At 70.8% G+C, this 23874-nt stretch carries 19 protein-coding genes and 1 tRNA gene; 17 read left to right on the top strand and 3 right to left on the bottom strand.

Annotated features, from left to right (window positions below; translation table 11 throughout):
• Window positions 1-167 precede the first annotated feature (167 nt).
• The 4 genes from ACZ3YL_RS27930 (at window position 168) to ACZ3YL_RS27915 (ending at window position 4740) form a co-directional block, all read left to right on the top strand.
• Window positions 168-896: an SDR family oxidoreductase gene (locus tag ACZ3YL_RS27930; protein WP_188308957.1), complete on the top strand. Its 729-nt coding sequence runs from the start codon at window positions 168-170 to the stop codon at window positions 894-896.
• Between the two features lie 5 nt (window positions 897-901).
• On the top strand, window positions 902-1468 hold the full coding sequence (locus tag ACZ3YL_RS27925; protein WP_465660245.1) for a GNAT family N-acetyltransferase: 567 nt from the start codon (window positions 902-904) through the stop codon (window positions 1466-1468).
• The gene (locus ACZ3YL_RS27920) at window positions 1441-1968 is read left to right on the top strand and encodes a GNAT family N-acetyltransferase (RefSeq protein WP_465660244.1); all 528 of its coding nucleotides are present in this window, start codon (window positions 1441-1443) and stop codon (window positions 1966-1968) included. Before ACZ3YL_RS27925 ends, ACZ3YL_RS27920 begins: the two co-directional genes overlap by 28 nt.
• A gap of 306 nt (window positions 1969-2274) precedes the next feature.
• The gene (locus ACZ3YL_RS27915) at window positions 2275-4740 is read left to right on the top strand and encodes a penicillin acylase family protein (RefSeq protein ID WP_465660243.1); all 2466 of its coding nucleotides are present in this window, start codon (window positions 2275-2277) and stop codon (window positions 4738-4740) included.
• A 161-nt stretch (window positions 4741-4901) separates the two neighbouring features.
• Here ACZ3YL_RS27915 and polA read toward each other — a convergent pair whose 3' ends face one another.
• Window positions 4902-7601: a DNA polymerase I gene (gene polA / locus ACZ3YL_RS27910; RefSeq protein WP_188308963.1), complete on the bottom strand. Its 2700-nt coding sequence runs from the start codon at window positions 7599-7601 to the stop codon at window positions 4902-4904.
• A gap of 236 nt (window positions 7602-7837) precedes the next feature.
• Between polA and ACZ3YL_RS27905 the strand changes: the two genes are divergently transcribed.
• From ACZ3YL_RS27905 to ACZ3YL_RS27880, 6 genes are all read left to right on the top strand, one after another.
• Entirely contained in the window at window positions 7838-8335 is a 498-nt protein-coding gene (locus ACZ3YL_RS27905; RefSeq protein ID WP_223243350.1) for a PaaI family thioesterase, read from the top strand.
• Window positions 8336-8915: 580 nt separating this feature from the next.
• The gene (locus tag ACZ3YL_RS27900) at window positions 8916-10157 is read left to right on the top strand and encodes a branched-chain amino acid ABC transporter substrate-binding protein (protein ID WP_188308953.1); all 1242 of its coding nucleotides are present in this window, start codon (window positions 8916-8918) and stop codon (window positions 10155-10157) included.
• A gap of 232 nt (window positions 10158-10389) precedes the next feature.
• Complete coding sequence (locus ACZ3YL_RS27895; RefSeq protein WP_188308952.1) at window positions 10390-11319, top strand: branched-chain amino acid ABC transporter permease; 930 nt, start codon at window positions 10390-10392, stop codon at window positions 11317-11319.
• A 5-nt stretch (window positions 11320-11324) separates the two neighbouring features.
• Window positions 11325-13256: a branched-chain amino acid ABC transporter permease gene (locus ACZ3YL_RS27890; RefSeq protein WP_223243354.1), complete on the top strand. Its 1932-nt coding sequence runs from the start codon at window positions 11325-11327 to the stop codon at window positions 13254-13256.
• A gap of 8 nt (window positions 13257-13264) precedes the next feature.
• Complete coding sequence (locus tag ACZ3YL_RS27885) at window positions 13265-14083, top strand: ABC transporter ATP-binding protein (RefSeq protein ID WP_188308960.1); 819 nt, start codon at window positions 13265-13267, stop codon at window positions 14081-14083.
• Window positions 14080-14796, top strand: a complete 717-nt coding sequence (locus tag ACZ3YL_RS27880) for an ABC transporter ATP-binding protein (RefSeq protein WP_188308951.1) — start codon at window positions 14080-14082, stop codon at window positions 14794-14796. The genes ACZ3YL_RS27885 and ACZ3YL_RS27880 overlap by 4 nt, the downstream gene beginning before the upstream one ends.
• A 54-nt stretch (window positions 14797-14850) precedes the next feature.
• On the opposite strand, the gene ACZ3YL_RS27875 is transcribed toward ACZ3YL_RS27880, so the two are convergent.
• Entirely contained in the window at window positions 14851-15510 is a 660-nt protein-coding gene (locus tag ACZ3YL_RS27875; RefSeq protein ID WP_188308950.1) for an ANTAR domain-containing response regulator, read from the bottom strand.
• 100 nt (window positions 15511-15610) lie between these two features.
• On the opposite strand from ACZ3YL_RS27875, the gene ACZ3YL_RS27870 reads away from it, so the two are divergent.
• Both ACZ3YL_RS27870 and ACZ3YL_RS27865 read left to right on the top strand, forming a co-directional pair.
• A tRNA-Leu gene (locus tag ACZ3YL_RS27870) sits at window positions 15611-15683 on the top strand.
• Window positions 15684-15802: 119 nt separating this feature from the next.
• Complete coding sequence (locus ACZ3YL_RS27865) at window positions 15803-16222, top strand: helix-turn-helix domain-containing protein (RefSeq protein WP_188308949.1); 420 nt, start codon at window positions 15803-15805, stop codon at window positions 16220-16222.
• A 47-nt stretch (window positions 16223-16269) separates the two neighbouring features.
• On the opposite strand, the gene pyk is transcribed toward ACZ3YL_RS27865, so the two are convergent.
• Window positions 16270-17700, bottom strand: a complete 1431-nt coding sequence (gene pyk, locus ACZ3YL_RS27860) for a pyruvate kinase (protein ID WP_188308948.1) — start codon at window positions 17698-17700, stop codon at window positions 16270-16272.
• 283 nt (window positions 17701-17983) lie between these two features.
• Between pyk and ACZ3YL_RS27855 the strand changes: the two genes are divergently transcribed.
• The 5 genes from ACZ3YL_RS27855 to ACZ3YL_RS27835 all read left to right on the top strand — a co-directional run bounded on the left by ACZ3YL_RS27855 (window position 17984) and on the right by ACZ3YL_RS27835 (window position 23653).
• The gene (locus tag ACZ3YL_RS27855) at window positions 17984-19078 is read left to right on the top strand and encodes a substrate-binding domain-containing protein (protein ID WP_188308947.1); all 1095 of its coding nucleotides are present in this window, start codon (window positions 17984-17986) and stop codon (window positions 19076-19078) included.
• On the top strand, window positions 19075-20730 hold the full coding sequence (locus ACZ3YL_RS27850; RefSeq protein ID WP_465660242.1) for a VWA domain-containing protein: 1656 nt from the start codon (window positions 19075-19077) through the stop codon (window positions 20728-20730). Before ACZ3YL_RS27855 ends, ACZ3YL_RS27850 begins: the two co-directional genes overlap by 4 nt.
• The gene (locus ACZ3YL_RS27845) at window positions 20717-21286 is read left to right on the top strand and encodes a hypothetical protein (RefSeq protein WP_465660241.1); all 570 of its coding nucleotides are present in this window, start codon (window positions 20717-20719) and stop codon (window positions 21284-21286) included. Before ACZ3YL_RS27850 ends, ACZ3YL_RS27845 begins: the two co-directional genes overlap by 14 nt.
• Before the next feature lie 280 nt (window positions 21287-21566).
• On the top strand, window positions 21567-23402 hold the full coding sequence (locus ACZ3YL_RS27840; RefSeq protein WP_188308944.1) for a bifunctional metallophosphatase/5'-nucleotidase: 1836 nt from the start codon (window positions 21567-21569) through the stop codon (window positions 23400-23402).
• 74 nt (window positions 23403-23476) lie between these two features.
• Window positions 23477-23653 (top strand): hypothetical protein, encoded by a 177-nt coding sequence (locus ACZ3YL_RS27835; protein ID WP_465660240.1) that lies wholly within the window; start codon window positions 23477-23479, stop codon window positions 23651-23653.
• The last annotated feature ends 221 nt before the right edge of the window (window positions 23654-23874 follow it).

The raw sequence follows: 23874 nt of genomic DNA, 5'->3' as shown, positions 1-23874 counted from the left end.
ACGCCGTCACCGAGTCCACGCCGACACCATCACCTCGGCGCCACCCGCGGCCGGATCCCCCTGCACGGGCCGTGATCTCCCCCGGCGAGGGGACGGCCCCGGCCCTCCAGGAAGATGTGACACCGCTTCACCCCGCCACGTCCGAACGCATGACCAGGAGCACTGACATGAGATTCGACGACCACCGGGTGGTCATCACCGCCGCCGGCCGCGACTTCGGGCGCACCCTGGCCATCCGTCTCGCGGACCTCGGCGCCGAGGTCTACCTCTCCGCGCGCTCCCTGACCGCCGCGCAGCGGGTCCGGGACGAGATCCGCGACCGGGGGCACCAGCGCGTCCACGCCTTCGCCTGCGATCTGACGGACCCCGCCTCGATCCGCGACTTCGCCGCCGACGTCGGCCGGCACACCGGCCACATCGACGTGCTGATCAACAACGGCTCCCGCTACCTCGAAGGCCCGGACCTCCTCGCCGCCTCCGACGCCGACGTCATCGACACCATCACCTCCGGCGCCACCGGCACCGTGCTGACCGTGAAGGCCTTCCTCCCCCTGCTGCTCGACTCGGACAAGCCGGACGTGCTGACCATGGTCTCCGCGTGCGGAACGGCCGGGCACCACCGGTCGGACGCGCACGACGCCTTCTACGCGGCCAAGAGCGCCCAGGCGGGATTCGTCGACATCCTCTCCAAGCGCCTGCGGCCGCGGGGAGTCCGGGTGATCTCCCTCTACCCGCCCGACTTCGACAACCCCGACCCGCTCACCGAGGAGTGGGAGACCACACCGCGCGGGGCCCAGGACGCCCTCACCGCGCAGTCACTCGTGGACTGCGTCCTCTTCGCCGTCGCCCAGCCCCGCGACTGCTTCATCAAGGCCTTCCACTTCGAGCAGGTCTGAGCCCCATGCCCTACGCCATACGCCGACTGGCCGCCACGGAGTACCGGGAACTCCGCACGATCAGGCTGGAGGCCCTGCGCGACTCCCCCACCGCCTTCAGCTCCTCCCATGCCGACACCGCCGCCCTCCCCGAGGACGCCTGGCAGCGGCAGGCCGCCGTCGAAGCCACCTCCGAGGAGTCCGCCACCTTCATCGCCCTCGACGCCGCCAGCAACTGGATCGGCATCGCCGGCGTCGGCCCCCTCCCGGACATCCCGGACCACGTTCACATCCACTCGGTCTACGTCTCCCCGCACCACCGCGGACCCGCCGGCCCCGCCGCCGACCTGGTGCGGGCGAGCATCCGCCACGCCCAAGAGCACACCGACGTACGGTGGTTGACCCTGGGCGTGCACGAGGGCAACGGGCGGGCCCTGGCCTTCTACCGGCGACTCGGGTTCCAGCCCACCGGCAAGCTGGTCCCGTACGGCCCCAACCCGTCCGAGCAGCTCCTCATCCTGGGCTACCCGGACTTCCGACCCACTCCCGGACCGAGGACCAGCCCATGCCCGACCGCACCGGCATCCGCCTGATCAAGCCGACCGACGCCGCCCCGATCGCCGCGCATCGCGCACGGGACGTCGAGGCCTTCCGGCCGTGGGAACCGGCCCAGCCGGCCGAGTTCTTCACCCCGGAGGGCCAGGCCGAGCGGATCGACAGACTGCTGGCCGGACACCGGGCCGGCACCGTCTGGCCGGGCGTGGTGCTCGCCGGCGACCAGGTCATCGGGCAGGTCACCGTCGGGGGCATCCTGCCGCAGCCGCACCTGCGCCGCGGCTCCCTCGGCTACTGGATCGCCGGCGCCGCCCAGCAGCAGGGGCACGCCGGGCGGGCCGTCGGGCTCGTCCTCCGGGTGATGGCGGACGAACTCGGACTGCACCGGGCCGAGGCGTCCACCCGAGTGGAGAACCTGCCGTCCCACCGGGTGCTGCGCCGCAACGGGTTCAGCCCGTACGGCGTCGCCCACTCCGCGATCCTCCTCGACGGGCACTGGCGGGACGGGCTGCTGTGGGAGCGGATCCTCGGCGAGTAGCCCGGGAACGCCGAGCCCCGGCGCGGGGCGACAGCGGTGACACGGCCGCCTCCGGTCCCGTCACCGCTCTCCGGTCCCGTCACCGCCCTCCGGTCCCGTCACCGCCCTCCGGTCCCGTTACCGCCTTCCGGGCCCGCCACCGCCCTCCGGGCCCACCCGGCGCCGCGGGACCCCACACCCCGGGTTCCGGCGGCTCACCGGCGACCGGACTGGCCCGGGGACGTACGTCCCCGGGCCAATGGGCCGCCGAGGAGGATGCATCGCCGAGCCGATGTCGCGCGGGCGCGGGCGCGACAGGGTGAGCACATGACCACACGTCACCTCCCCTCCCGGCCCAGGAGATTCGCCACCGGCCTGGCCGCGCTCGCGCTGGCCTCGGTCACCGCCGCACTGCTGCCCGGCTCGGCCGTCGCCGCCGCCGCCGACTCCGAACTCGCCGGCCCGGACGGCTACTCGGCACAGATCCGGCGCACCGAGTACGGCATCCCGCACGTCCTCGCGCACGACTTCCGCGGTCTCGGCTACGGGTACGGCTACGCCTTCGCCCAGGACAACCTGTGCCAACTCGCCGACCAGGTCGTGACGCTGCGCGGGGAGCGGTCGCGCTGGTTCGGCCCGGACGCGAAGACCCCGGGCGGCGGGGCGAACCTCGCCAGCGACACCTACCACCAGGGCCTGGCGCGTTCCGGCACCGTCCGGAAGCTGCTCGACCAGGCGGCCCCGATCGGCCCCACCGACGACCTGCGCAGGATCGTCGAGGGCTACGCGGCCGGCTACAACCGCTACCTGCACGACACCGGTGTGAACGACCTGCCCGACGCGAGCTGCCGGGGCCAGAAGTGGGTGGGGGCGATCACCACCGAGGACATCTGGAACCTGATCTACGAGGTCAACGGAAACGCCGGCATCGGTGACGCCCAGGACGCCATCGCCACCGCCACCCCACCGGGCACCACCCCGGGCACCACCCCGGGCGCCACCCCAGCAAGCCCTGCAAGCCCAGCAAGCCCGGCAAGCCCAGCGCCGGCCGCCGCGCGCACCGTGAAGCTCTCGCCCGACGGTACCGAGAACGGCCGCGACCTCGGCAGCAACGCCTGGGCCCTCGGCCGCGACGCCACCGCCGACGGGCACGGCATGCTGCTGGCCAACCCGCACCTCCCATGGGTCGGCGACCACCGCTTCTACCAGGTGCAGCTCACCATCCCGGGCGTGCTGGACGTCTCCGGCGCCGCGCTCTACGGCACCCCGGTCGTGGAGATCGGCCACACCCGCGACCTGGCCTTCACCGCGACGACGAGCTACGCCGACCACGCGTCCGTCTACCGGCTCACGCTCGCGCCCGGCGACCCGACCAGCTACCTGGTCGACGGCAAGGCCGAGAAGATGGGCCGCCAGGAGGTCCCGGTCACCGTCCGGGGCGCCGACGGGAGCCTGTCCACCGTCACCCGTACGATCCACACCTCCCGCTACGGCCCGGTGCTGGCCGACCAGGAGGCGGGCCTCCCCTGGACGGACACGTACGCCTACGCCTTCCGCGACGCCAACGCCGACAACCTTCGCTCGATGAGCGAGTGGCTGGCGATGGACCGCTCGCAGAGCCTGGCCGAGCTGAAGCGGGCGCAGGACACCTACCAGGGCGTGCCGTGGAGCTACACCTTCGCCTCGGACGTCAGCGGCGGGACGTACTTCACCGACTCCTCCGCCGTCCCCCACCTCACGGACGCGCAGCTCGCGCGGTGCACGGTCGTCCCGGCCCACGACCTGCCGGCGATCCTGGACGGCTCCACCACCTCCTGCGACTGGGGCACCGACCCGGACGCCGTCGTCCCCGGCCTGTTCGGCCCGGCCGCTCACCCGAAGCTCAGCCGGACCGACTACGTCGCCAACTCCAACAACAACCCGCACCTCACCAACACCGCGGCCCCGCTGGCCGGTTACCCGGGCATCTACGGCACGGACCCCCGGCTGGGCTCCCGCGCCCAGCTCGGCCTGCGGATGATCGCCGATCGCCGGGACGGCACGGACGGGCTCGGCACGCCGGGCTTCACCCTGTCCACCCTGCAGGCCACGATGTTCGGCGACCGCGACCAGGACGCCGAGCTCGGCCGGGACGACGCCGTCGCGATGTGCCGGGCCAACCCGGTGCTCACCGCCGGGGACGGCACCCGGGTGGACGTGAGCCGGGCCTGCGACGTCCTGGCGGCCTGGAACACCCGGACCGACGGCACCGGCCACGGCGCCGTGCTGTGGCAGGCGTTCGACTTCGGCCTGCACGGCCGGAACCCCGTCTGGCGGGTCCCGTTCGACCCGGCCCAGCCGCTCACCACCCCGCGCGGCCTCAACGGTGACAGCCCCGACGTCCGACGGGCCCTGGCGGACGCGGTACGGAAGCTCGGCACGGACGGCACCAGGCTGGACGCCACCATGGGCGACGTCCAGCGCTGGGCGGGCATCCCGCTGCACGGCTGCGACGGCGGCGTCGGCTGCTTCAACGTCGTGACCGCAGGCCCGAATTCGGGCACCACCGGCGGTAGCCTGCCGCAGGCCGGCACCGGCGCGCGCGGCTCCAGCTTCATCATGGCCACCGAGCTGACCCCGCAGGGCCCGCGCACCCGGACGGTGCTCACCTACGGCGAGTCCGTCAACCCCGCGTCGCCGCACTACACCGACCAGACCGAGCTGTTCTCGCGCAAGCAGTGGGTGACGGAACGCTTCACCGAGGCCGAGATCAAGGCCTCCCCGGCACTCCGGACCACCCGCCTGCGCGGCTGACACCCGCGGGCGGCCGGACCCTGCCGCTGGTCCGGCCCCCGGCCACGCGTGGGTCCGGGCCCGTCGAGGACGGACCGCCGGATCGTAGCGGCGGGCCCGGACACCCCACGTGCCCGGGCCCGCCGCCGTCAGCAGCCCGTCGTCGTCAGCGGCGCACCGCGTCAGTGCGCGGCGGCCTCCCAGTCGGCCCCGACGCCGACGGAGACGTCCAGCGGGGCGCGCAGCGGGTAGGCGCCGGCCATCTGCTCGCGGACGATCGCCTCGACCGGTTCGCGCTCGCCGGGGGCCAGTTCCAGCACGATTTCGTCGTGCACCTGGAGCAGCATCCGGGAGGCGAGCCCGGCGGCGCGCAGCGCGTCGTCGACCCGCAGCATGGCGATCTTGACGATGTCGGCGGCCGAGCCCTGGATCGGCGCGTTGAGCGCCATCCGCTCGGCCATCTCGCGGCGCTGGCGGTTGTCGCTGTTGAGGTCCGGGAGGTAGCGGCGGCGGCCGAGCAGGGTCTCGGTGTAGCCGGTGGCGCGGGCTTCCTCGACGACCCGGTGCAGGTAGTCGCGGACGCCGCCGAAGCGCTCGAAGTAGGTGTCCATCAGGCCCTGGGCCTCGGCGGGCTTGATGTTGAGCTGCTGCGAGAGCCCGTACGCGGAGAGACCGTAGGCGAGGCCGTAGGACATCGCCTTGATCTTGCGCCGCATCTCGGCGTCGACGGCGGCGCCGGGGACCTCGAAGACCTGGGAGGCGACGGTGGTGTGGAGGTCCTCGCCGGAGGCGAAGGCCTCGAGCAGGGCCTCGTCCTCGGACAGGTGCGCCATGATCCGCAGTTCGATCTGCGAGTAGTCGGCGGTGAGCAGCGACTCGTAGCCGGCGCCGACGACGAAGGCGCGGCGGATGGCGCGGCCCTCTTCCGTCCGGACCGGGATGTTCTGCAGGTTGGGGTCCTGCGAGGAGAGCCGGCCGGTGGCGGCGACCATCTGGTTGAAGGTGGTGTGGATCCGGCCCTGCGGCGAGACGGTCTTGAGCAGGCCTTCGACGGTGGTGCGCAGCTTGGCCTGGTCGCGGTGGCGCAGCAGGATGACCGGCAGTTCGTTGTCGGTCTGGGTGGCGAGCCAGGTCAGGGCGTCGGCATCCGTCGTGTAACCGGTCTTGATCTTCTTGGTCTTGGGGAGGGCGAGTTCGCCGAAGAGGATCTCCTGGAGCTGCTTGGGCGAGCCGAGGTTGAACTCGCGCCCGGCGGCGGCGTGGGCCTCCTCGACGCAGCGCTGGATCTCGGCGGCGAACTGGGCTTCGAGCCGGGTGAGCCAGTCGCGGTCGGCGGCGATGCCGTAGCGCTCCATCCGGGCGAGCAGCGCGGCGATGGGCAGTTCCATGTCGTGCAGCAGCCCGGCGGCGCCGACTTCGGCGAGGCGGGTGTCGAAGAGCGCGGCGAGGTCGAGCACGGCGCGGGCCTGGAGCATGAGCGCCTGGGCGCGCGCGGCCTCGGCGTCGACGCCGTCCTCCTCGGGGGCGTCGAAGGCGAGTTGGCCGCTCTCGGCGGCCGGGGCGGCGGGGGTGAGGGAGCGGGCCAGGTACTCCTCGGCGAGCACCTCCAGGGTGAAGGTGCGGCGGCCGGGCTTCTCCAGGTAGGCGGCGAGCGCGGTGTCGGCGACGACTCCGGCGATGGTCCAGCCGCGCTCGGCGAAGGCGCGCATGACCTGCTTGGCGATGTGCAGGGCCTTGGGGGCGGCCGGGTCGGCGAGCCAGCCGGCGAAGGCCTGCTCGTCCTGCTCGGCGAGCAGCGCCGGGTCGAACCAGGCGGCCGACTCCCCGGCGGCCAGGGCGACTTCGGTGACCTCACCGGCACCGAGGGCCCACTGGTAGACGGCGGCCAGCGCGACCGGCGCCTTGCCGTCGGCGGCGTGCTCGCGCAGCCAGGCGGCCAGCGTGCCCGGGTCGGTGAGCAGTTCGCCGTCGACCTCGACGCCGGGGGCGAGTTCGGCCTCGGCGGCCTCCGAGTCCGACGGATCGATGCCGAAGACCCGGTCGCGGAAGTTGGCGTTGCGGAACTCCAGCGACTCCATCAGGGTGCCGACGGCCGCCTTGTCGAAGGACTGGCGGGCCAGGTCGGGGACGCCCAGCGGGAGTTCGACGTCGCGGACCAGCTCGGTGAGCACCCGGTTGCGCTTGACCGAGTCGAGGTTGTCGCGCAGCTTCTCGCCGATCTTGCCCTTCACCTCGTCGGCGCGGGCGACGAGTTCGTCGAAGGAGCCGAACTGGTTGACCCACTTGGCGGCGGTCTTCTCGCCGACGCCGGGGATGCCGGGCAGGTTGTCGGACGGGTCGCCGCGCAGGGCCGCGAGGTCGGGGTACTGGCGCGGGGTGACGCCGTACTTCTCGGCGACCTTCTCCGGGGTGAAGCGGGTGAGTTCGGAGACGCCCTTGGTCGGGTAGAGCACGGTGACGTGGTCGGTGACCAGCTGGAGCGAGTCGCGGTCGCCGGTGACGATGTCGACGTCGTAGCCGGCCGCCTCGGCGGCGGTGGCCAGGGTGGCGATGATGTCGTCGGCCTCGAAGCCCTCGACCGTCATCCGGGGGATGTTCATGGCGTCGAGCAGTTCGCCGATCAGGCCGATCTGGCTGCGGAACTCGTCCGGCGTCTTGGCGCGGTTGGCCTTGTAGTCGGGGAACTCGGCGGAGCGGAAGGTCTGCCGGGAGAGGTCGAAGGCGACGGCGAGGTGGGTGGGCTGTTCGTCCCGGACGGTGTTGGCGAGCATCGAGGCGAAGCCGTAGACCGCGTTGGTGGGCTGGCCGGTGGAGGTGTTGAAGTTCTCCACGGGCAGGGCGTAGAAGGCCCGGTAGGCCATCGAGTGCCCGTCGAGCAGCATCAGCCGGGGCCGCGGGCCGGCCCCGCCGCCACCCGTCGCGCCCTTGTCCGTACTCTGCGTAGCCACGTCAACGTCCGTTCCTGCCGATTCCACTACCGGTCCCCGATCCTATGGCCCGGCACCGACAAAAGGGGCGCCGCGCCGGTCCCGCGGGGCCTGCTACCAGCGAGTAGGACGGTCGTACGATCACAGGCAGCACGACGACGTGACACCCCCGAGCGGCAGGAGTTCCCCCGATGACCGACGCGGCCCCCGACACCGCCCCCACCGCCCCCGGCACCGCCCCCGACGAGGCTGCCGTCCTGAAGGTCCCGCAGGACGTACTGGACCACTTCGCCAAGCTCGGGGTGAACCCGGAGACCTTCTCCGGCGGCCACCTCGGCGAGAAGCTCGGCATCCGGATCGTCGAGGCCTCCGGCGACCGCGTGGTCGGCACCATGCCGGTGGACGGCAACCAGCAGCCGTACGGACTGCTGCACGGCGGCGCGTCGGCGGCGCTGGCCGAGACGCTCGGCTCGATCGGCGCGATGCTGCACGCCGGTCCGGGCCGGTACGCGGTGGGCGTGGACCTCAACGCCACCCACCACCGCTCGGCCACCTCCGGCCTGGTCACCGGGGTGGCGACGGCGGTGTTCAAGGGCCGTACGGCCGCCACGTACGAGATCGCGATCACCGACGACACCGGCAAGCGGGTCACCAGCTGCCGGCTGACCTGCATGCTGCGCGACCTGTAACGGACGCCCCGATAGGGCCAGTTCACCGACAGGGACATCAAGTCCCTTTTCCGCCCCCTTGTTTGACCTTCCGCCACCCTGGGCAGGCGTTGGTCTGGACAAGGGGGCGTCGACATGCCCGGGTGCGATCGGCACGCCCCTCGCGCCTGTAACGCTGCGTAACAGGCAGGAAATCCACGCAAGCGGCGGTTCCGCGCCCCAGAGCGCCCCGGAGCCCCTTCGCCGCGCCCTCCGCGTCCGAAATGCGGACGTTCACGGTCGAAAGCAGCGCACCGGACGACAGTGTCCGATTATCGACCGCGCCAGCTGCAACCCGCATTTCTGGCCCTTACATCCTCCTACCAGCAAGTAAACGCAGGGGAGTTCAGGATCGGTCGAGCCAGAACTTCCACATGCTGAGACAATTGCTCCGTGTGCTCATAACAAGAGAATCACAGCCTGCTCGCACCACTGCCCGAGCCGCCCAACGGCATCTAGAGTCACGGCCAGTCACCGCGCCATCCGGATTGGGCCAGGCCCTCCGCGCACCCCGGCTCCCGCCACTCAGGCGCGGGCGCCTCCTGAACCGAAGGGGACCCTCGTGCGTCATCGTTCAGCCGTTGTCGTGAGCATTGCCGTGATCGGCGCCCTCAGCCTCACCGCCTGCGGCTCCCGCGGCGGGAAGTCCGGCGACAACGCCGGCAACAACAACAACGCCTCCACCACCGTCGTCATCGGCGTCGACGCCCCGCTCACCGGCGACCTCTCCGCCCTCGGCCTCGGCATCCGCAACTCCGTCGACCTCGCCGTCAAGAACGCCAACGCCAACAACGAGGTCCCCGGCGTCAAGTTCGAGGTCAAGGCCCTCGACGACACCGCCAAGCCCGCCCCCGGCCAGCAGAACGCCACCCAGTTGGTCAGCGACTCCAAGGTGCTCGGCGTCGTCGGCCCGCTCAACTCCAGCGTGGCGCAGTCGATGCAGCAGATCTTCGACGACGCCGCCCTGACCGAGATCTCCCCCGCCAACACCGGCGTCGCCCTCAGCCAGGGCGAGAAGTGGGCCAGCGGCGACAAGAAGCGCCCGTTCCAGTCCTACTTCCGCACCGCCACCACCGACGCCGTCCAGGGCCCCTTCGCCGCCCAGTTCCTCTACAACGACGCCAAGAAGACCAAGGTCTTCCTGATCGACGACCAGAAGACCTACGGCGCCGGCCTCGCCTCCACCTTCAAGGGCGAGTTCACCAAGCTCGGCGGCACCCTGGCCGGCGAGGAGCACGTCAACCCGGACGACCGCGACTTCTCCGCCATCGTCACCAAGGTCAAGGCCTCCGGCGCCGACGCCGTCTACTACGGCGGCGAGTACCCGGCCGCCGGCCCGCTCTCCCTCCAGCTCAAGGACGCCGGCGTCGCCATCCCCCTGATGGGCGGCGACGGCATCCAGAGCGCCGACTTCATCAAGCTCAACCCCAAGAGCCAGGGCGACTTCGCCACCGCCGTCGGCCTGCCCGTCGAGTCCCTCGACACCGCCAAGAAGTACATCGCCGACTACAAGGCCGCCGGCTACAAGGACGCCTACGAGACCTACGGCGGCTACTCCTACGACAGCGCCTGGGCCATCATCCAGGCCGTCAAGAACGTCGCGAAGGACAACAACGGCAAGCTCCCCACCGGCGACGGCCTCCGCAAGACCGTCCGCGACGCCGTCCAGAAGGTCTCCTTCGACGGGGTCACCGGCAAGGTCTCCTTCGACGAGTTCGGCGACACCACCAACAAGCAGCTCACCGTCTACACCGTCAAGGACGGCAAGTGGGCCGTGGAGAAGTCCGGCACCTTCAACGGCTGACCCCTCCGACGGCCGACGCCCTCCACGGCTGACCCCTCCGACGGCTGACGCCCTCCACGGCGGACGCCCTCCAGGACCGGCGAGTTCAGCGGCCGACGCCCTCGACAGCTGATCCCACAGCCGCGGTCCCGACCCACCACAGCACGCGCGCGGGGGCGCCACGAGTGCCCCCGCGCGCCCCCACATCCACCACCCACGCGGACACCCCCGAACGCACTACGGAGGCCCAGCGGTGCACGACCTACCGCAGCAGCTGGCCAACGGCCTGATCCTCGGCGCCCTCTACGGACTCGTCGCGATCGGCTACACGATGGTCTACGGCATCGTCCAGCTCATCAACTTCGCCCACGGCGAGATCGTCATGGTCGGCGGCTTCGGCGCCCTGACCGCCTACCTCGCCCTCCCCGGCGGCACCACCCTGTGGCTGGCCCTACCCCTCATGCTGGTCGCCGGCATCCTGGTCTCCACCCTCACCGCCGTCGCCGCCGAGCGCTTCGCCTACCGGCCGCTGCGCAACGCCCCCCGGCTCGCCCCGCTGATCACCGCGATCGGGCTGTCCATCTTCCTCCAGCAACTCGTCTTCTCCTTCTACCCCGACGCCAAGAAGGCCCGGGTCTTCCCCAAGATCCCCGGCGACCCCTTCAGCCTCGGCTCCGTCACCATCCAGCGCAGCGACATCTTCCTGATCATCGCCGCCCCGCTGTGCATGCTCGCCCTCGGCTGGTTCGTCACCCGCACCCGCTCCGGCCGCGCCATGCAGGCCACCAGCCAGGACCCCGACACCGCCAAGCTGATGGGCATCGACACCGACCGCATCATCGTCCTGGCCTTCGCCATCGGCGCCGCGTTCGCCGCCGTCGCCGCCATCGCCTACGGACTGCGCACCGGCCAGATCGACTTCCGGATGGGCTTCATCCTCGGCCTCAAGGCCTTCACCGCCGCCGTCCTCGGCGGCATCGGCAACATCTACGGCGCCATGCTCGGCGGCCTCGCCCTCGGCCTCGCCGAAACCCTCGCCACCGCGTACATCCAGCACCTGCCCGGCATGCACCTCTTCGGGGGCGGCGCCTGGAAGGACGTCTGGGCCTTCGTACTCCTCATCCTCGTGCTCCTCGTCCGGCCACAGGGCCTGCTCGGCGAGCGCGTCGCGGACAGGGCGTGACCACCATGACCACCACCAGCACCGAGACCACGCCGGTCATCCCGCTGCCCGCCACCGCCGCCACCGCCCTCACCGGCCTCGGCGCCCTCCTCACCGCCGGCTCCGCCGCCATGTCCTGGACCTGGACCAGCGACTTCCCCGGCGACCTCACCTACGCCGGCTCCCCGGCCGGCCTCCAGTGGCTGGCGATCGTCGCCGGCGTCGTCACCCTCGTCCTGCTGCTCGCCGGTCGCGGCGTCCCCGGCCTGCGCTGGGCCGCCCCCAGCCGCAGCGACAACGCCGTCCTGTACGCCGCCACCGGCGCCCTCGCCGTCGCCGCCTACTCCGTCGCCGCCATCTCGGTCGAACTCGGCGGCCTCGCCAACCTCGAACCCGGCGGCTGGGTGCTCGCCGCCGGCGGCCTGCTCGGCGTGCTCGGCGCCCTCGGCCTCCCGCTCGACCGGCGCACCGCCGTCCCGCTGCGGATCCTCGACAAGCGGCTCTTCCTGCTCGTCCCCGCCGCCCCCATCGGCTGGTTCGGCGCCCACGCCATCCCCGGCGACCAGCCCGTCGCCCCGGTGATGACCGCCCTGTCCGGGGCCATCGCCATCGCCGCCGGCGCCGTCCTGCTGCTCCAGCTCGGCCACCTCGCCAACAGCGGGCTGCGGCTCGGGAAGATCGACCGCCCGCTGCCCGCGCCGCGCGAACTCCCGTCCTGGGCCGAGGTCCTGCTCATCGTGCTGGCCTTCGGGCTCGGCCTGTACGCGATCACCTTCGGCATCGACACCGAGTACGGCGAACTCTTCATCGGCTACCTGCTGCTCGCCGGCCCCACCATCGCCGCGTTCGCCAGGTCCGGCCTGCTGGGCCGACTGCGCGCACTGACCGTCAAGTACCGCCCGATCACCACCGGCGCCGCCTTCGCCGCCGCCGCGAGCTTCCCGTTCACCCAGAACGGCGACCAGTACACCTCGGTCGCCACCAACATCCTGATCTTCGCCACCGTCGCCCTCGGCCTCAACATCGTCGTCGGCCTGGCCGGCCTGCTCGACCTCGGGTACGTCGCCTTCCTCGGCGTCGGCGCCTACGCGGCCGCCCTGGTCTCCGGCTCCCCCGCCTCGCCGATCCACGTCCAGTTCCCGTTCTGGGCCGCGATGCTCACCGGCGCCGCCGCCTCCATGGTCTTCGGCGTGCTGATCGGCGCCCCCACCCTGCGGCTGCGCGGCGACTACCTCGCCATCGTCACCCTCGGCTTCGGCGAGATCTTCCGCATCACCATGCAGAGCCTCAACGGCACCACCGGCCCCAACGTCACCAACGGCTCCAACGGCATCCCGCGCATCCCCGACCTGGAGATCCTCGGCTTCAACCTCGGCAAGCCGCACACCATCGGCGGCATCGAACTCGGCCGCTTCTCCAACTACTACCTGCTGATGCTGCTGGTCACCGCCGTGGTCGTGCTGATCTTCGCCCGGGTCGGCAACTCCCGCATCGGCCGCGCCTGGGTCGCCATCCGCGAGGACGAGACCGCCGCCGAGGCCATGGGCATCAACGGCTTCCGGCTCAAGCTGCTCGCCTTCGCCCTCGGCGCCTGCCTGGCCGGCCTGGCCGGCACCGTCCAGGCCCACGTCAGCTACACCGTCACCCCCGACCAGTACACCTTCGCCGAGGCCCTGCCGCCCAACTCCGCCTTCCTGCTCGCCGCCGTCATCCTCGGCGGCATGGGCACCATCAGCGGCCCGCTGGCCGGCGCCACCCTGCTCTTCCTCATCCCGAAGAAGCTCGAATTCCTCTCCGACTACCAGCTCCTCGCCTTCGGCGCCGCCCTCATCGTCCTGATGCGCGTGCGCCCCGAGGGCCTCATCCCCAACCGGCGCCGGCAGCTGGAGTTCCACGAAGCCACCGTCCCCGCCCAGTCCACCGGCGAACCGAGCGCACTCACCAAGGCAGGGGCGTGACCGACCAGATGACCACCGCAACGCCACTGCTCGACGTCACCGGCGTCACCATGCGCTTCGGCGGCCTCACCGCCGTCAACGACGTCTCCCTCACCGTCGGCGAGGGCGAGATCATCGGCCTCATCGGCCCCAACGGCGCCGGCAAGACCACCTTCTTCAACTGCCTCACCGGCCTGTACGTCCCCACCGAGGGCACCGTCCGCTACCGCGGCACCCAACTGCCGCCCAAGCCCCACCTGGTCACCCAGGCCGGCATCGCCCGCACCTTCCAGAACATCCGGCTCTTCGCCAACATGACCGTCCTGGAGAACGTCCTCGTCGGCCGGCACAGCCGCACCAAGGAAGGCATCTTCACCGCCATCCTCCGCGGCCCCCGCTACCACCGCGCCGAGGCCGAGAGCCGCGAGAAGGCCATGGAACTCCTCGCCTTCACCGGCCTCGCCGACAAGGCCGACCACCTCGCCCGCAACCTCCCCTACGGCGAACAGCGCAAGCTGGAGATCGCCCGCGCCCTCGCCTCCGACCCCGGCCTGCTGCTGCTCGACGAACCCACCGCCGGCATGAACCCCCAGGAGACCCGCGCCGCCGAGGAACTCGTCTTCGCCATCCGCGACCAGGGCATCGCCATCCTCGTCATCGAGCACGACATGCGGTTCATCTTCAACCTCTGCGACCGCACCGCCGTCCTCGTCCAGGGCCAGAAGATCGTCGAAGGCGACCGCGAAACCGTCCAGAACGACGAACGCGTCATCACCGCCTACCTCGGCGCCCCGCTCGAAAGCACCACCCCGGCCGCGCCGGAGACCGTTACGGAGACCGACCAGTGACCGCACTACTCGAAGTCGAGGACCTCCGCGTCGCCTACGGCAAGATCGAGGCCGTCAAGGGCATCAGCTTCACCGTCAACCAGGGCGAGGTCACCACCCTCATCGGCACCAACGGCGCCGGCAAGACCACCACCCTGCGCACCCTCTCCGGCCTCCTCAGGCCCACCGCCGGCCGGATCACCTTCGAGGGCCAGGACCTCTCCACCGTCCCCGCCCACAAGATCGTCGCCCTCGGCCTCGCCCACTCCCCCGAAGGCCGGCACATCTTCCCCCGCATGACCATCGAGGAGAACCTCCTCCTCGGCGCCTTCCTGCGCAGCGACACGGCGGGCATCGCCTCGGACGTGGAACGGGCGTACTCGCTGTTCCCCATCCTCGGCGAACGCCGCAAGCAGGCGGCCGGCACCCTCTCCGGCGGCGAACAGCAGATGCTCGCCATGGGGCGGGCACTGATGTCCCAGCCCAAGCTGCTCATGCTGGACGAGCCCTCGATGGGCCTCTCCCCGCTGATGATGCAGAAGATCATGTCCACCATCGTCGAACTCAAGGCCTCCGGCACGACCATCCTCCTGGTCGAGCAGAACGCCCAGGCCGCGCTCTCCCTCTCCGACCACGGCTACGTGATGGAGACCGGCCGCGTCGTCCTCTCCGGCACCGGCGCCGACCTCCTCCACGACGAGTCCGTCCGCAAGGCCTACCTCGGCGAGGACTGACCCGCCCCACGCAGGAAGGGCCCGGCATCCGCCGGGCCCTTCCCCATCGCTTCCCTACTCCGCCTTGTCGGCCTCGTCGGCCTTCTTGCGGTCCTGGGCCTCGCCCTCCTCGATGACCGCCTCGGCCACCGCCGCCATCGTCATCCGACGGTCCATCGAGGTCTTCTGGATCCACCGGAACGCGGCCGGCTCGTTCAGCCCGAACTTGGTCTGCAGCACGCCCTTGGCGCGGTCCACCAGCTTCCGGGTCTCCAGCCGCTGGGTGAGATCCCCGATCTCCTTCTCCAGCTCCCGCATCTCGGTGTACCGCGACACCGCCATCTCGATCGCCGGCACCAGGTCCGACTTGGAGAACGGCTTCACGATGTACGCCATCGCCCCGGCGTCCCGCGCCCGGTCCACCAGCTCCCGCTGCGAGAACGCCGTCAGCATCAGCACCGGCGCCAGGTGCTGCTCGTGGATCTGCTCCGCGGCCGAGAGCCCGTCCAGCACCGGCATCTTCACGTCGAAGATCGCCAGATCCGGCTTCAGCTCCTCCACCAACCGCACCGCCGTCGCCCCGTCCCCCGCTTCCCCGACGACGGTGTACCCCTCCTCCTCGAGCATCTCCTTCAGGTCGAGGCGGATCAGCGCCTCGTCCTCGGCGATCACAATCCGGGTGATCTGGGGCGAATCGGTCTCAAGCGGCTGTGCCTGCTCGTCGGCGGTGCTCACGGGGCTCCTAGTTCCGGCGGGGTACTGCATGCACGAGGGTACCTAGACACGGTATGTTTGAACTCGCAGGGTCGGGGCCACAACCTTCGAAACTGTGGGCGCCCCGGTAGCCCAGCGGAAGAGGCAATGGTCTCAAACACCATACAGCGTGGGTTCGAATCCCACCCGGGGTACTTTTCCTTCGATTCCAAAGTCACTTAGGCCAGCCTGACGCTTGGCGATCTTCATTAGTTCGGGTGAGAACAACCCCGTTCGGCCACGCGTTCGGCGCAAGGTGCCCAAGATCACCCGTATGGCAGTTCGATCCATTCGCGAAGAAGCCGTCCGTCTCCTCCGCCGAGGTGTTGCCAACGCCGAGGTCGCGCGGCGTCTCGGTGTCCCACAAGGCACGGTCGCCTGGTGGAAGCACCGGGACCTCGGCAAGCACAGCAAGCTCCCCGGCCGTAAGCGCTCCACGTGCGCGCAGTGCTTCGGCGACCAGCTGAACCGCCCTGCCTACGCGTATCTCCTGGGCCTCTACCTCGGCGACGGCCACATCCTGATGCCCGATGACACCTCGACCGACATCATCGCCCTATTCACCGCCACCCTCGACGCCGTCGGCGTCCAGTGGAAGGCCTCGATCCCCCGCCCCACCGGCCAGGCCAACATCTCCATCGCCCGCAAGGACTCCGTCGCCCTGATGGACGCCCACATCGGCCCCAAGCACTGACGGCGGCACGGCCCTCCCGTCGGAAGGGCCGCACCGCCCGAAGAGCGTCAGTCGTCCAGGGCCCCCACGTGGTGGACGCGGACGAGGTTGGTGGAGCCGGCCAGGCCGGGGGGTGAGCCGGCGGTGATGACGACGATGTCGCCCTTCTGGCAGCGGCCGAGCGAGAGCAGGGCCGCGTCGACCTGTTCGACCATCTGGTCGGTGGTCGGGGCGAACGGGCCGAGGAAGGTCTCGACGCCCCAGGTGAGGGCGAGTTGGCTGCGCACGGCGGGTTCGTAGGTGAAGGCGAGCACCGGGATGGGTGAGCGGTAGCGGGTGAGCCGGCGGGCGGTGTCGCCGGACTGGGTGAAGGCGACGAGGTACTTGGCGTGCAGGAAGTCGCCGATCTCGGCGGCCGCGCGGGCGACGGCGCCGCCCTGGGTCCGCGGCTTGCTGCCGGTGGTGAGCGGGGGCAGTCCGGCGGCCAGGATGTCGTTCTCGGCGGCTTCGATGATCCGGCCCATGGTCTTGACCGTCTCGACCGGGAACTTGCCGACCGAGGTCTCCCCGGAGAGCATCACCGCGTCCGTCCCGTCGAGCACCGCGTTGGCGACGTCGGAGGCCTCCGCACGCGTGGGCCGGGAGGCGTTGATCATCGAGTCGAGCATCTGGGTCGCCACGATGACCGGTTTGGCGTTGCGCCTGGCCAGTTTGATCGCGCGCTTCTGGACGAGCGGGACCTGTTCGAGGGGCATCTCCACGCCCAGGTCCCCGCGGGCCACCATGATGCCGTCGAAGGCGTCCACGATGGAGTCCAGGTTCTCGACCGCCTGCGGCTTCTCGATCTTGGCGATGACCGGGGCGTACCGTCCTTCCTCGGCCATCACCCGGTGCACGTCCTCGATGTCGCGCCCGGTGCGGACGAAGGAGAGCGCGATCAGGTCGGCCCCGGTGCGCAGCGCCCAGCGCAGGTCGGCGACGTCCTTGTCGCTGAGCGCGGGGACGGAGACGGCGACGCCGGGGAGGTTGAGGCCCTTGTGGTCGGAGACGAGTCCGCCTTCGATGACGAGACATCGCACCCGGGCTCCGTCGACGGAGACGACCTCCAGGGTGACGCGGCCGTCGTCGACGAGGATGCGTTCGCCGCGGCTGACGTCGCCGGCGAGTCCGGCGTAGGTGGTGCCGCAGATGTCCTTGTCCCCCACGACGCCGTTGTCGGTGGAGATGGTGAACTCGTCGCCGCGTTCAAGGAGTACGGGTCCGTGGGCGAAGGTGTCGAGCCGGATCTTCGGGCCTTGAAGGTCGGCGAGGACGCCGACGCTCCGGCCGGTTTCGTCGGCGGCCTTGCGGACGCGACGGTAGCGTTCCTCGTGCTCGGCGTGGGTGCCGTGGCTGAGGTTGAATCGGGCGACGTCCATCCCGGCGTCGACCAGGGTCTTGATCTGGTCGTACGAGTCGGTGGCAGGCCCGAGGGTGCAGACGATTTTTGCTCGGCGCATACTGCTGAGGGTAGGCATTACCGGCGCGTAACCACGACGCGGGTCCGGGCTGCGGGATGACCTTTGTCGTAAGGCGAGTTGAACAATCTGACGCATCCTCGGACCGGTGTGCGAGGGTCGTTCCGGCGGCACGTACGGGATCCCCGGCCGATGCGATTCCGTGAAGCGGTGTTCACCCCTGGTTCACCGTGCCTTCCGTCCGTGCTCCCTCCCCGGCGGGACGCTCGTCACCCCCGGGTGACGCACCCGGGGGTGACGCAGCGACGAGGGGGAGGCGCTCGCGATGAGACGACGCGCTCTGGGGGTACTCGCGGCCCTGGCCCTGCTGGGCGGGGTGACGTACGCGCTGGTCCCGGACGACGAGCCGGACCGGAAGACGGTCACGGTCACCGGGCTGATCGGTTCGGAGAAGCGGGCGTTCTTCGAAAGCCCTGAGGTGAAGGAGGAGTTGGCGAAGCAGGGCCTGGAGGTGCACGCCGACTCCACCGGCTCGTGGACGATGAGCGAGCAGGCGAAGAGTAGTTCCGGCCTGGACTTCGCGTTCCCGGCGAGCACCGCGCCGGCCCGTGAGATCCAGCGCAACTGGGGGCAGCAGGATTCGCCGCTGGTGCCGTTCTACTCGCCGCTGGTGATCGTCACCCACGCGGACGTGGCGAACATCCTCAGGACGAACGACCTGGCCACGAAGGACGGTTCGGACGTCTGGACGTTCAGGATGGACGAGTACGTCAACGCCCTGAAGCAGAACCGCAAGTGGCAGGACCTCAAGGACACCCAGGGCCACGGCGAGCTGGCCGGCCCGCTGTTCGTCACCACCACCGACCCGGAGAGCTCCTCCTCGGGCGCCCTGTACGTCGCCCTGCTGTCGTACATCCTGAACAACCACCTGGTGGTCTCGGACGATGCGGGCGTCGACGCCGCCCGGCAGGTGCTGCACCAGGCGACCGCCCTGCAGGGCGGTCAGAAGAGCAGCAGTGACGAGCCGTTCCGGGACTTCCAGGCGGGCGTCGGCAATCCGCTGATCTTCGGCTACGAGTCCCAGGTCGCCTCGATGGCGGTGCAGGGCCAGTCCACCGGGGACATGGTGGTGATGTACCCGGACACCACGGCGTACTCGGACCACACCATCGTCGCCCGCACCGACAACGGCCGGAAGCTCGCCGGCCTGCTCCAGAACGACGAGACGCTGCGCAACCTGGAGGTCAGGTTCGGCTTCCGTCCGCAGGCCCGCAGCGAGGCCTTCGCCGCGCAGGTGAAGGGCATCAGACAGCCGGTCTTCGCCCAGGACCTGAACGCGGCGAAGGTGAAGCAGGCGACCGTGCCGTCGTTGGACAACCTGCTCAAACTGACCGCCGCGGCCAAGGGGGGCCATCAGTGAACGTCCGGACGAAGTACCGCGGCTGGGCGGCGGCCGGGTTGGCGGCCGTGCTCGCGGCGGCCTCCGCCTGCACCTCCTCGTCCGCCCCGGCACCGCGCCCGAACCCGACCGGGGCGATCGCCGACACCCCCACCCCGGGGGTGCTGCGCGTCCTGGCCGGCAGTGAACTCCAGGACCTCCAACCGGTGCTGGACGACGCCCGGAAGGCGACCGGGGTGACGGTGCAGCTCGCCTTCAGCGGCACCCTGGACGGCGCCGACACCGTCTCCACCGGCCGGGCGGACGGCAAGTACGACGCGATCTGGTTCCCGTCCAACCAGTACCTGCGGCTCGACCAGGCCGGCCGGTCCAAGGTGCTGTCGGAGACCCCGGTGATGGTCTCCCCGGTGGCGGTCGGGGTGCGGTCCTCCGTCCTCAACGACCTCGGCTGGGGCGATGGTTCGAAGGTCACCTGGGCGCAGATCGGCGACGCGGCCGCGGCCGGGAAGCTGTCGTACGGGATGTCCGACCCCTCGCGCTCCAACTCGGGCTTCTCCACCCTGGTCGCGGTGGCCTCGGCGTTCTCCGGGGCGGGGGCGGCGCTGACCGAGGCGGACGTGCAGAAGGCGACGCCGCAGCTGAAGCAGTTCTTCACCGGCCAGAAGCTGACCTCCGGCTCCTCCGGCTGGCTGGCGCAGGCGTACACCCGGGCCGAGCCGGGCAAGGTCGGCGCCCTGGTGAACTACGAGTCGGTGCTGCTGTCGCTGAACAGGACCCTGCCGCCGGAGCAGCGGCTGACGGTGGTGCGCCCGGTGGACGGCGTGGTGTCGGCGGACTACCCGCTGTCGTTGCTGTCCTCGGCACGGCCGAGCGAACGCGACTCCTTCCAGCGGCTGGCCGGCTACCTGCTGAAGGAGGACGTGCAGAAACGCATCTCCGAGCTGACGCTGCGCCGCCCGGTGACGGCGGGCGTGGCCCCGGCCGCGGGCCTGCCCACCGACCGCCGGCGCGAGCTGCCGTCCCCGGGGACCAGGGCGGTGGCGGACGGCCTGCTGGCCTCGTACCAGAACGAACTGCGCCGCCCGTCCCGGACGGTGTACGTGCTGGACACCTCGGGCTCGATGGACGGCAGCCGGCTGAACTCGCTGAAGACGGCGCTGGGCCGGCTGACCGGCGCCGACGACACCCGCGGGCTGCGCCGGTTCCGGGACCGCGAGCAGGTCACGCTGATCTCCTTCGCCTCGCAGGTGAAGTGGACGAAGACCCACGTCGTCCCGGCCTCGGGCAGCCAGCCGGGCCCGGAGGCGGAGCTGGCGTCGATCAACTCCGACGTCCAGTCCCTGCGGGCCGAGGGCGGCACGGCGCTGTACGGCTCGCTGGAGCAGGCGTACCGGGTGATCGAGGACCAGCAGAAGGCGGCCGGTGACGACCGCTTCACCTCGATCGTGCTGATGACCGACGGGGAGAGCAACGAGGGCCCGACCGACGCCGACTTCAAGCGCTTCCACGACGGGCTGCCGTCGGCGGAGAAGACGATCCCGGTGTTCCCGATCAAGTTCGGCGAGGCGGCGGTGAGCCAGCTGCAGGGCATCGCGAACGTGAGCGGCGGCAAGCTGTTCGACGGCGGCGGCTCGCTGGACGGCGTGTTCGAGGAGATCCGTGGCTACCAGTGACGGGTACGGCCGGCGGCTGCTGCGCTACCTGGAGTCGACCCGGAACCTGGTCGGCTGCGGGGGCGGCGCCATCGGACTGGGGCTGCACTTCGCCGGGCTGGGCGGGTCCTGGTGGCCGGGAGTGGTGGCGGGGCTGTACGGCGCCGGCGCACTGCTGACGCCGGACCCGCCGCCGGAGCCGGAGCCGGAGCCGAAGCCGGGAACGCGGACGGGAACGGGAGCGGGAACCGGGGCCCCGGGCCAACCCGAACAGCCGAAACCGGAACCGAAACCGGAACCGGCTCCGAAGCGCCCCGACCCCGACCTGGCCGCACTCGCCGCCTACCTGGGCACCGTCCCGCTCCCCGCCTCCGCCGGCGTGGACGCCCTGCTGGCGGCGCTGCGCGAGGCCGGCCCCGGCCCGGCCGCCGAGGCGATCGTCCGGCACCGCCTGCCGGTCGCGGTGGACGGCTACCTCCGGGCCCGCACCTGGCTGCCCTGGGCGGGCCCGGACGCGCCGGATCCGGCGGCCGAGCTGGGCCGCGAGGTGAAGCAGCTCTCCGCCGAACTCGACTGAACGTCCCACCGGGCACGCCACCGAGCACCCGGCGGGACGGCCGGAAATCAACCGTCCCGCCCCCTTACCACCCCTTTCTCCCCCGCCTCGGTCACGAACGAGTCGCCAAGATCTCACCTGTTGGAAACGTCGGAGGGCTATCCAGCGGCCCGGCCCGCACGGCACACTTCTACGCGCGTCCTTCTACGCGCGTCACCGCATCAGCGGACGCGCCACGCACCTCATCTGCACACAAGTTGACGGCCCATCCGCCGTCGTTCCCCACTCGGGAGAGTCGTCCATGCCGCTGAACCGCCGTGACTTCGTCACCCGGTCCGCCGCCACCGCCGCCGGTGCCGCCCTGGCCGGCGGAGCCGTCGTCGCCGCCGCCCCCGCCGCCGTGGCCGCCGAGCCGGACACGGCGGCCGCCAAGGGCGCCAAGCACCAGCCCCGCCGCCAGGCCTTCACCGTCATGGGCACCACCGACCTGCACGGCCGGGTGCTCAACTGGGACTACTTCACCGACGCCGAGTACGTCGACAAGGCCCACAACGCGGTCGGCCTCGCCAAGATCTCCACCCTGGCCAACCAGGTCCGCGAGGACAAGGGCTGGGACCGCTGCCTGCTGATCGACTCCGGCGACATCATCCAGGGCACCCAGCTGACCTACTTCTACGCCCGGATCGAGCCGATCGCCACCGACGGCGACAACGTGCCGGACCACCCGATGGCCGTCGCCATGAACCTCATGGGCTACGACGCCGCCGCGCTCGGCAACCACGAGTTCAACTACGGCATCCCCACCGTGAAGGCCTTCGAGGACCAGCTGGAGTTCCCGCTGCTGGGCGCCAACGCGCTGCACGCGAAGAACGAGAAGCCGGCCTTCACGCCGTACGTGATCAAGGAGGTGTGGCTGGACGAGGACACCCCGATCAAGGTCGGCATCCTCGGCCTCACCAACCCGGGCATCGCGATCTGGGACAAGGCCAACGTCGCCGGCCAGATGGTCTTCCCGGGCATCGTCGAGACCGCCGCCAAGTACGTGCCCCGGATGAAGGCCGCTGGCGCGGACGTCATCGTGGTCTCCGCCCACTCCGGCATCGACGAGGCCACCACCTACGGCGACCAGCTGCCCTGGCCCGAGGACGCCTCCGGCGAGATGGCCGCGACCGTGCCGGACATCGACGCGGTGCTGGTGGGTCACACCCACAAGGAGGTCGCGCAGCGCCTCATCGTCAACAAGAAGACCGGCAAGACGGTCGTGCTCTCCGAGCCGCTGTGCTGGGGCCAGCGCCTGAGCTGCTTCGACTTCGAGGTCGAGTTCGTCGGCGGCCACTGGAAGGTCGCCTCGGTCTCCTCCCGGGTGCTGAACTCCAACACCGTGCCGGAGAACCCGGAGATCAGCGACGCCATCGTCGGCCAGCACAAGAAGGTCGTGGCGTACGTCAACCAGAACATCGGCACCAGCAAGATCGAGCTGTCGATCGCCGACGCCCGGTTCAAGGCCACCCCGATCATCGACCTGATCGGCAAGGTCCAGGCCGACGCCGTGAAGACCGCGCTGGCGGGCGGACAGTACGCCAACCTCCCGGTCCTGGCCCAGGCCGCCCCGTTCAACCGCACCGCGCTGATCCCGGCCGGCCAGGTCAAGCTGCGCGACGCGGCCGGCCTGTACATCTACGAGAACACCCTGGAGGCCCGGATCCTGACGGGCGCCCAGCTCAAGGACTACCTGGAGTTCTCGGTCAAGTACTACAACCAGCTCGCCGTGGGCGCCCCGGTGAACAAGGACACCCTGACCAACGCCGAGGACACCCCGGACTACAACTACGACTCGATCTACGGCCTGAGCTACGACATCGACGTCGCCCAGCCCAAGGGCAGCCGGATCGTCAACCTCAGCTTCCAGGGCAAGCCGATCGACCCGAACGCCCAGTTCGTCCTCGCGGTCAACAACTACCGCGCCAACGGCGGCGGCAACTTCCCGCACGTCGCCAACGCCAAGGCGGTCTGGACGAACTCCGACGAGATCCGCAACACCATGATCGCCTGGGTCAAGGCCAAGGGCACCATCGACCCCGCCGACTTCTTCACCGACTCCTGGCGCCTCGTCCGCGCCGGCCAGCCGCTGTTCTAGCCGCGCCTTTCCACGAAGGCCGTCTGCCCCCGCGCAGACGGCCTTCGTGCCGTTCCCGGCGGAAGACTGGAGCCATGAGCGAGTTCCAGACTCCCGAGCGTCACGCTCGACTGCTCGAGCACGCGCAGAGCCTGATGCCTCCGGCCGGGTGGAAGATCGAGATCTCCGGCGACGGGATCCCGAACCCTGAGAACGACTTGGTCGGCAAGGTCCGCGACTACCCACTGATGGGCATCCCCTCTACCTCCTGATCGACCCGTACGAGGGCGACATCACCCTCTACTCGGATCTCTCCGACGGCGGCTACCACCAGCACTGGCACGGCAAGTTCGGCGACCGCGTCCCCATCCCGGCCCCCTTCGACTTCGAGCTCGCCACCGACGGCCTGGTTCACTACCCCGCCTGATCCGCTCGCCCCACGAGACGATCGGACATCCGGCGAAGACTTGAGGATATTCATCCGCTCTTCCGA

The sequence above is a fragment of the Kitasatospora sp. NPDC023176 genome, from assembly GCF_055560495.1.
The sequence above is the reverse complement of the archived record's forward strand: the minus strand, read 5'-3'. Positions and strand labels throughout refer to the sequence as shown.

Coding starts and splice junctions, on each gene's coding strand:
- ACZ3YL_RS27890 (WP_223243354.1), top strand. CDS start 11,325: ATGACCACCACCAGCACCGAGACCACGCCGGTCATCCCGCTGCCCGCC.
- ACZ3YL_RS27885 (WP_188308960.1), top strand. CDS start 13,265: ATGACCACCGCAACGCCACTGCTCGACGTCACCGGCGTCACCATGCGC.
- ACZ3YL_RS27925 (WP_465660245.1), top strand. CDS start 902: ATGCCCTACGCCATACGCCGACTGGCCGCCACGGAGTACCGGGAACTC.
- ACZ3YL_RS27865 (WP_188308949.1), top strand. CDS start 15,803: ATGGCAGTTCGATCCATTCGCGAAGAAGCCGTCCGTCTCCTCCGCCGA.
- ACZ3YL_RS27905 (WP_223243350.1), top strand. CDS start 7,838: ATGACCGACGCGGCCCCCGACACCGCCCCCACCGCCCCCGGCACCGCC.
- ACZ3YL_RS27855 (WP_188308947.1), top strand. CDS start 17,984: ATGAGACGACGCGCTCTGGGGGTACTCGCGGCCCTGGCCCTGCTGGGC.
- ACZ3YL_RS27930 (WP_188308957.1), top strand. CDS start 168: ATGAGATTCGACGACCACCGGGTGGTCATCACCGCCGCCGGCCGCGAC.
- ACZ3YL_RS27840 (WP_188308944.1), top strand. CDS start 21,567: ATGCCGCTGAACCGCCGTGACTTCGTCACCCGGTCCGCCGCCACCGCC.
- pyk (WP_188308948.1), bottom strand. CDS start 17,700: ATGCGCCGAGCAAAAATCGTCTGCACCCTCGGGCCTGCCACCGACTCG.
- polA (WP_188308963.1), bottom strand. CDS start 7,601: ATGCTGCTCGACGGGCACTCGATGGCCTACCGGGCCTTCTACGCCCTG.
- ACZ3YL_RS27915 (WP_465660243.1), top strand. CDS start 2,275: ATGACCACACGTCACCTCCCCTCCCGGCCCAGGAGATTCGCCACCGGC.
- ACZ3YL_RS27920 (WP_465660244.1), top strand. CDS start 1,441: ATGCCCGACCGCACCGGCATCCGCCTGATCAAGCCGACCGACGCCGCC.
- ACZ3YL_RS27835 (WP_465660240.1), top strand. CDS start 23,477: ATGAGCGAGTTCCAGACTCCCGAGCGTCACGCTCGACTGCTCGAGCAC.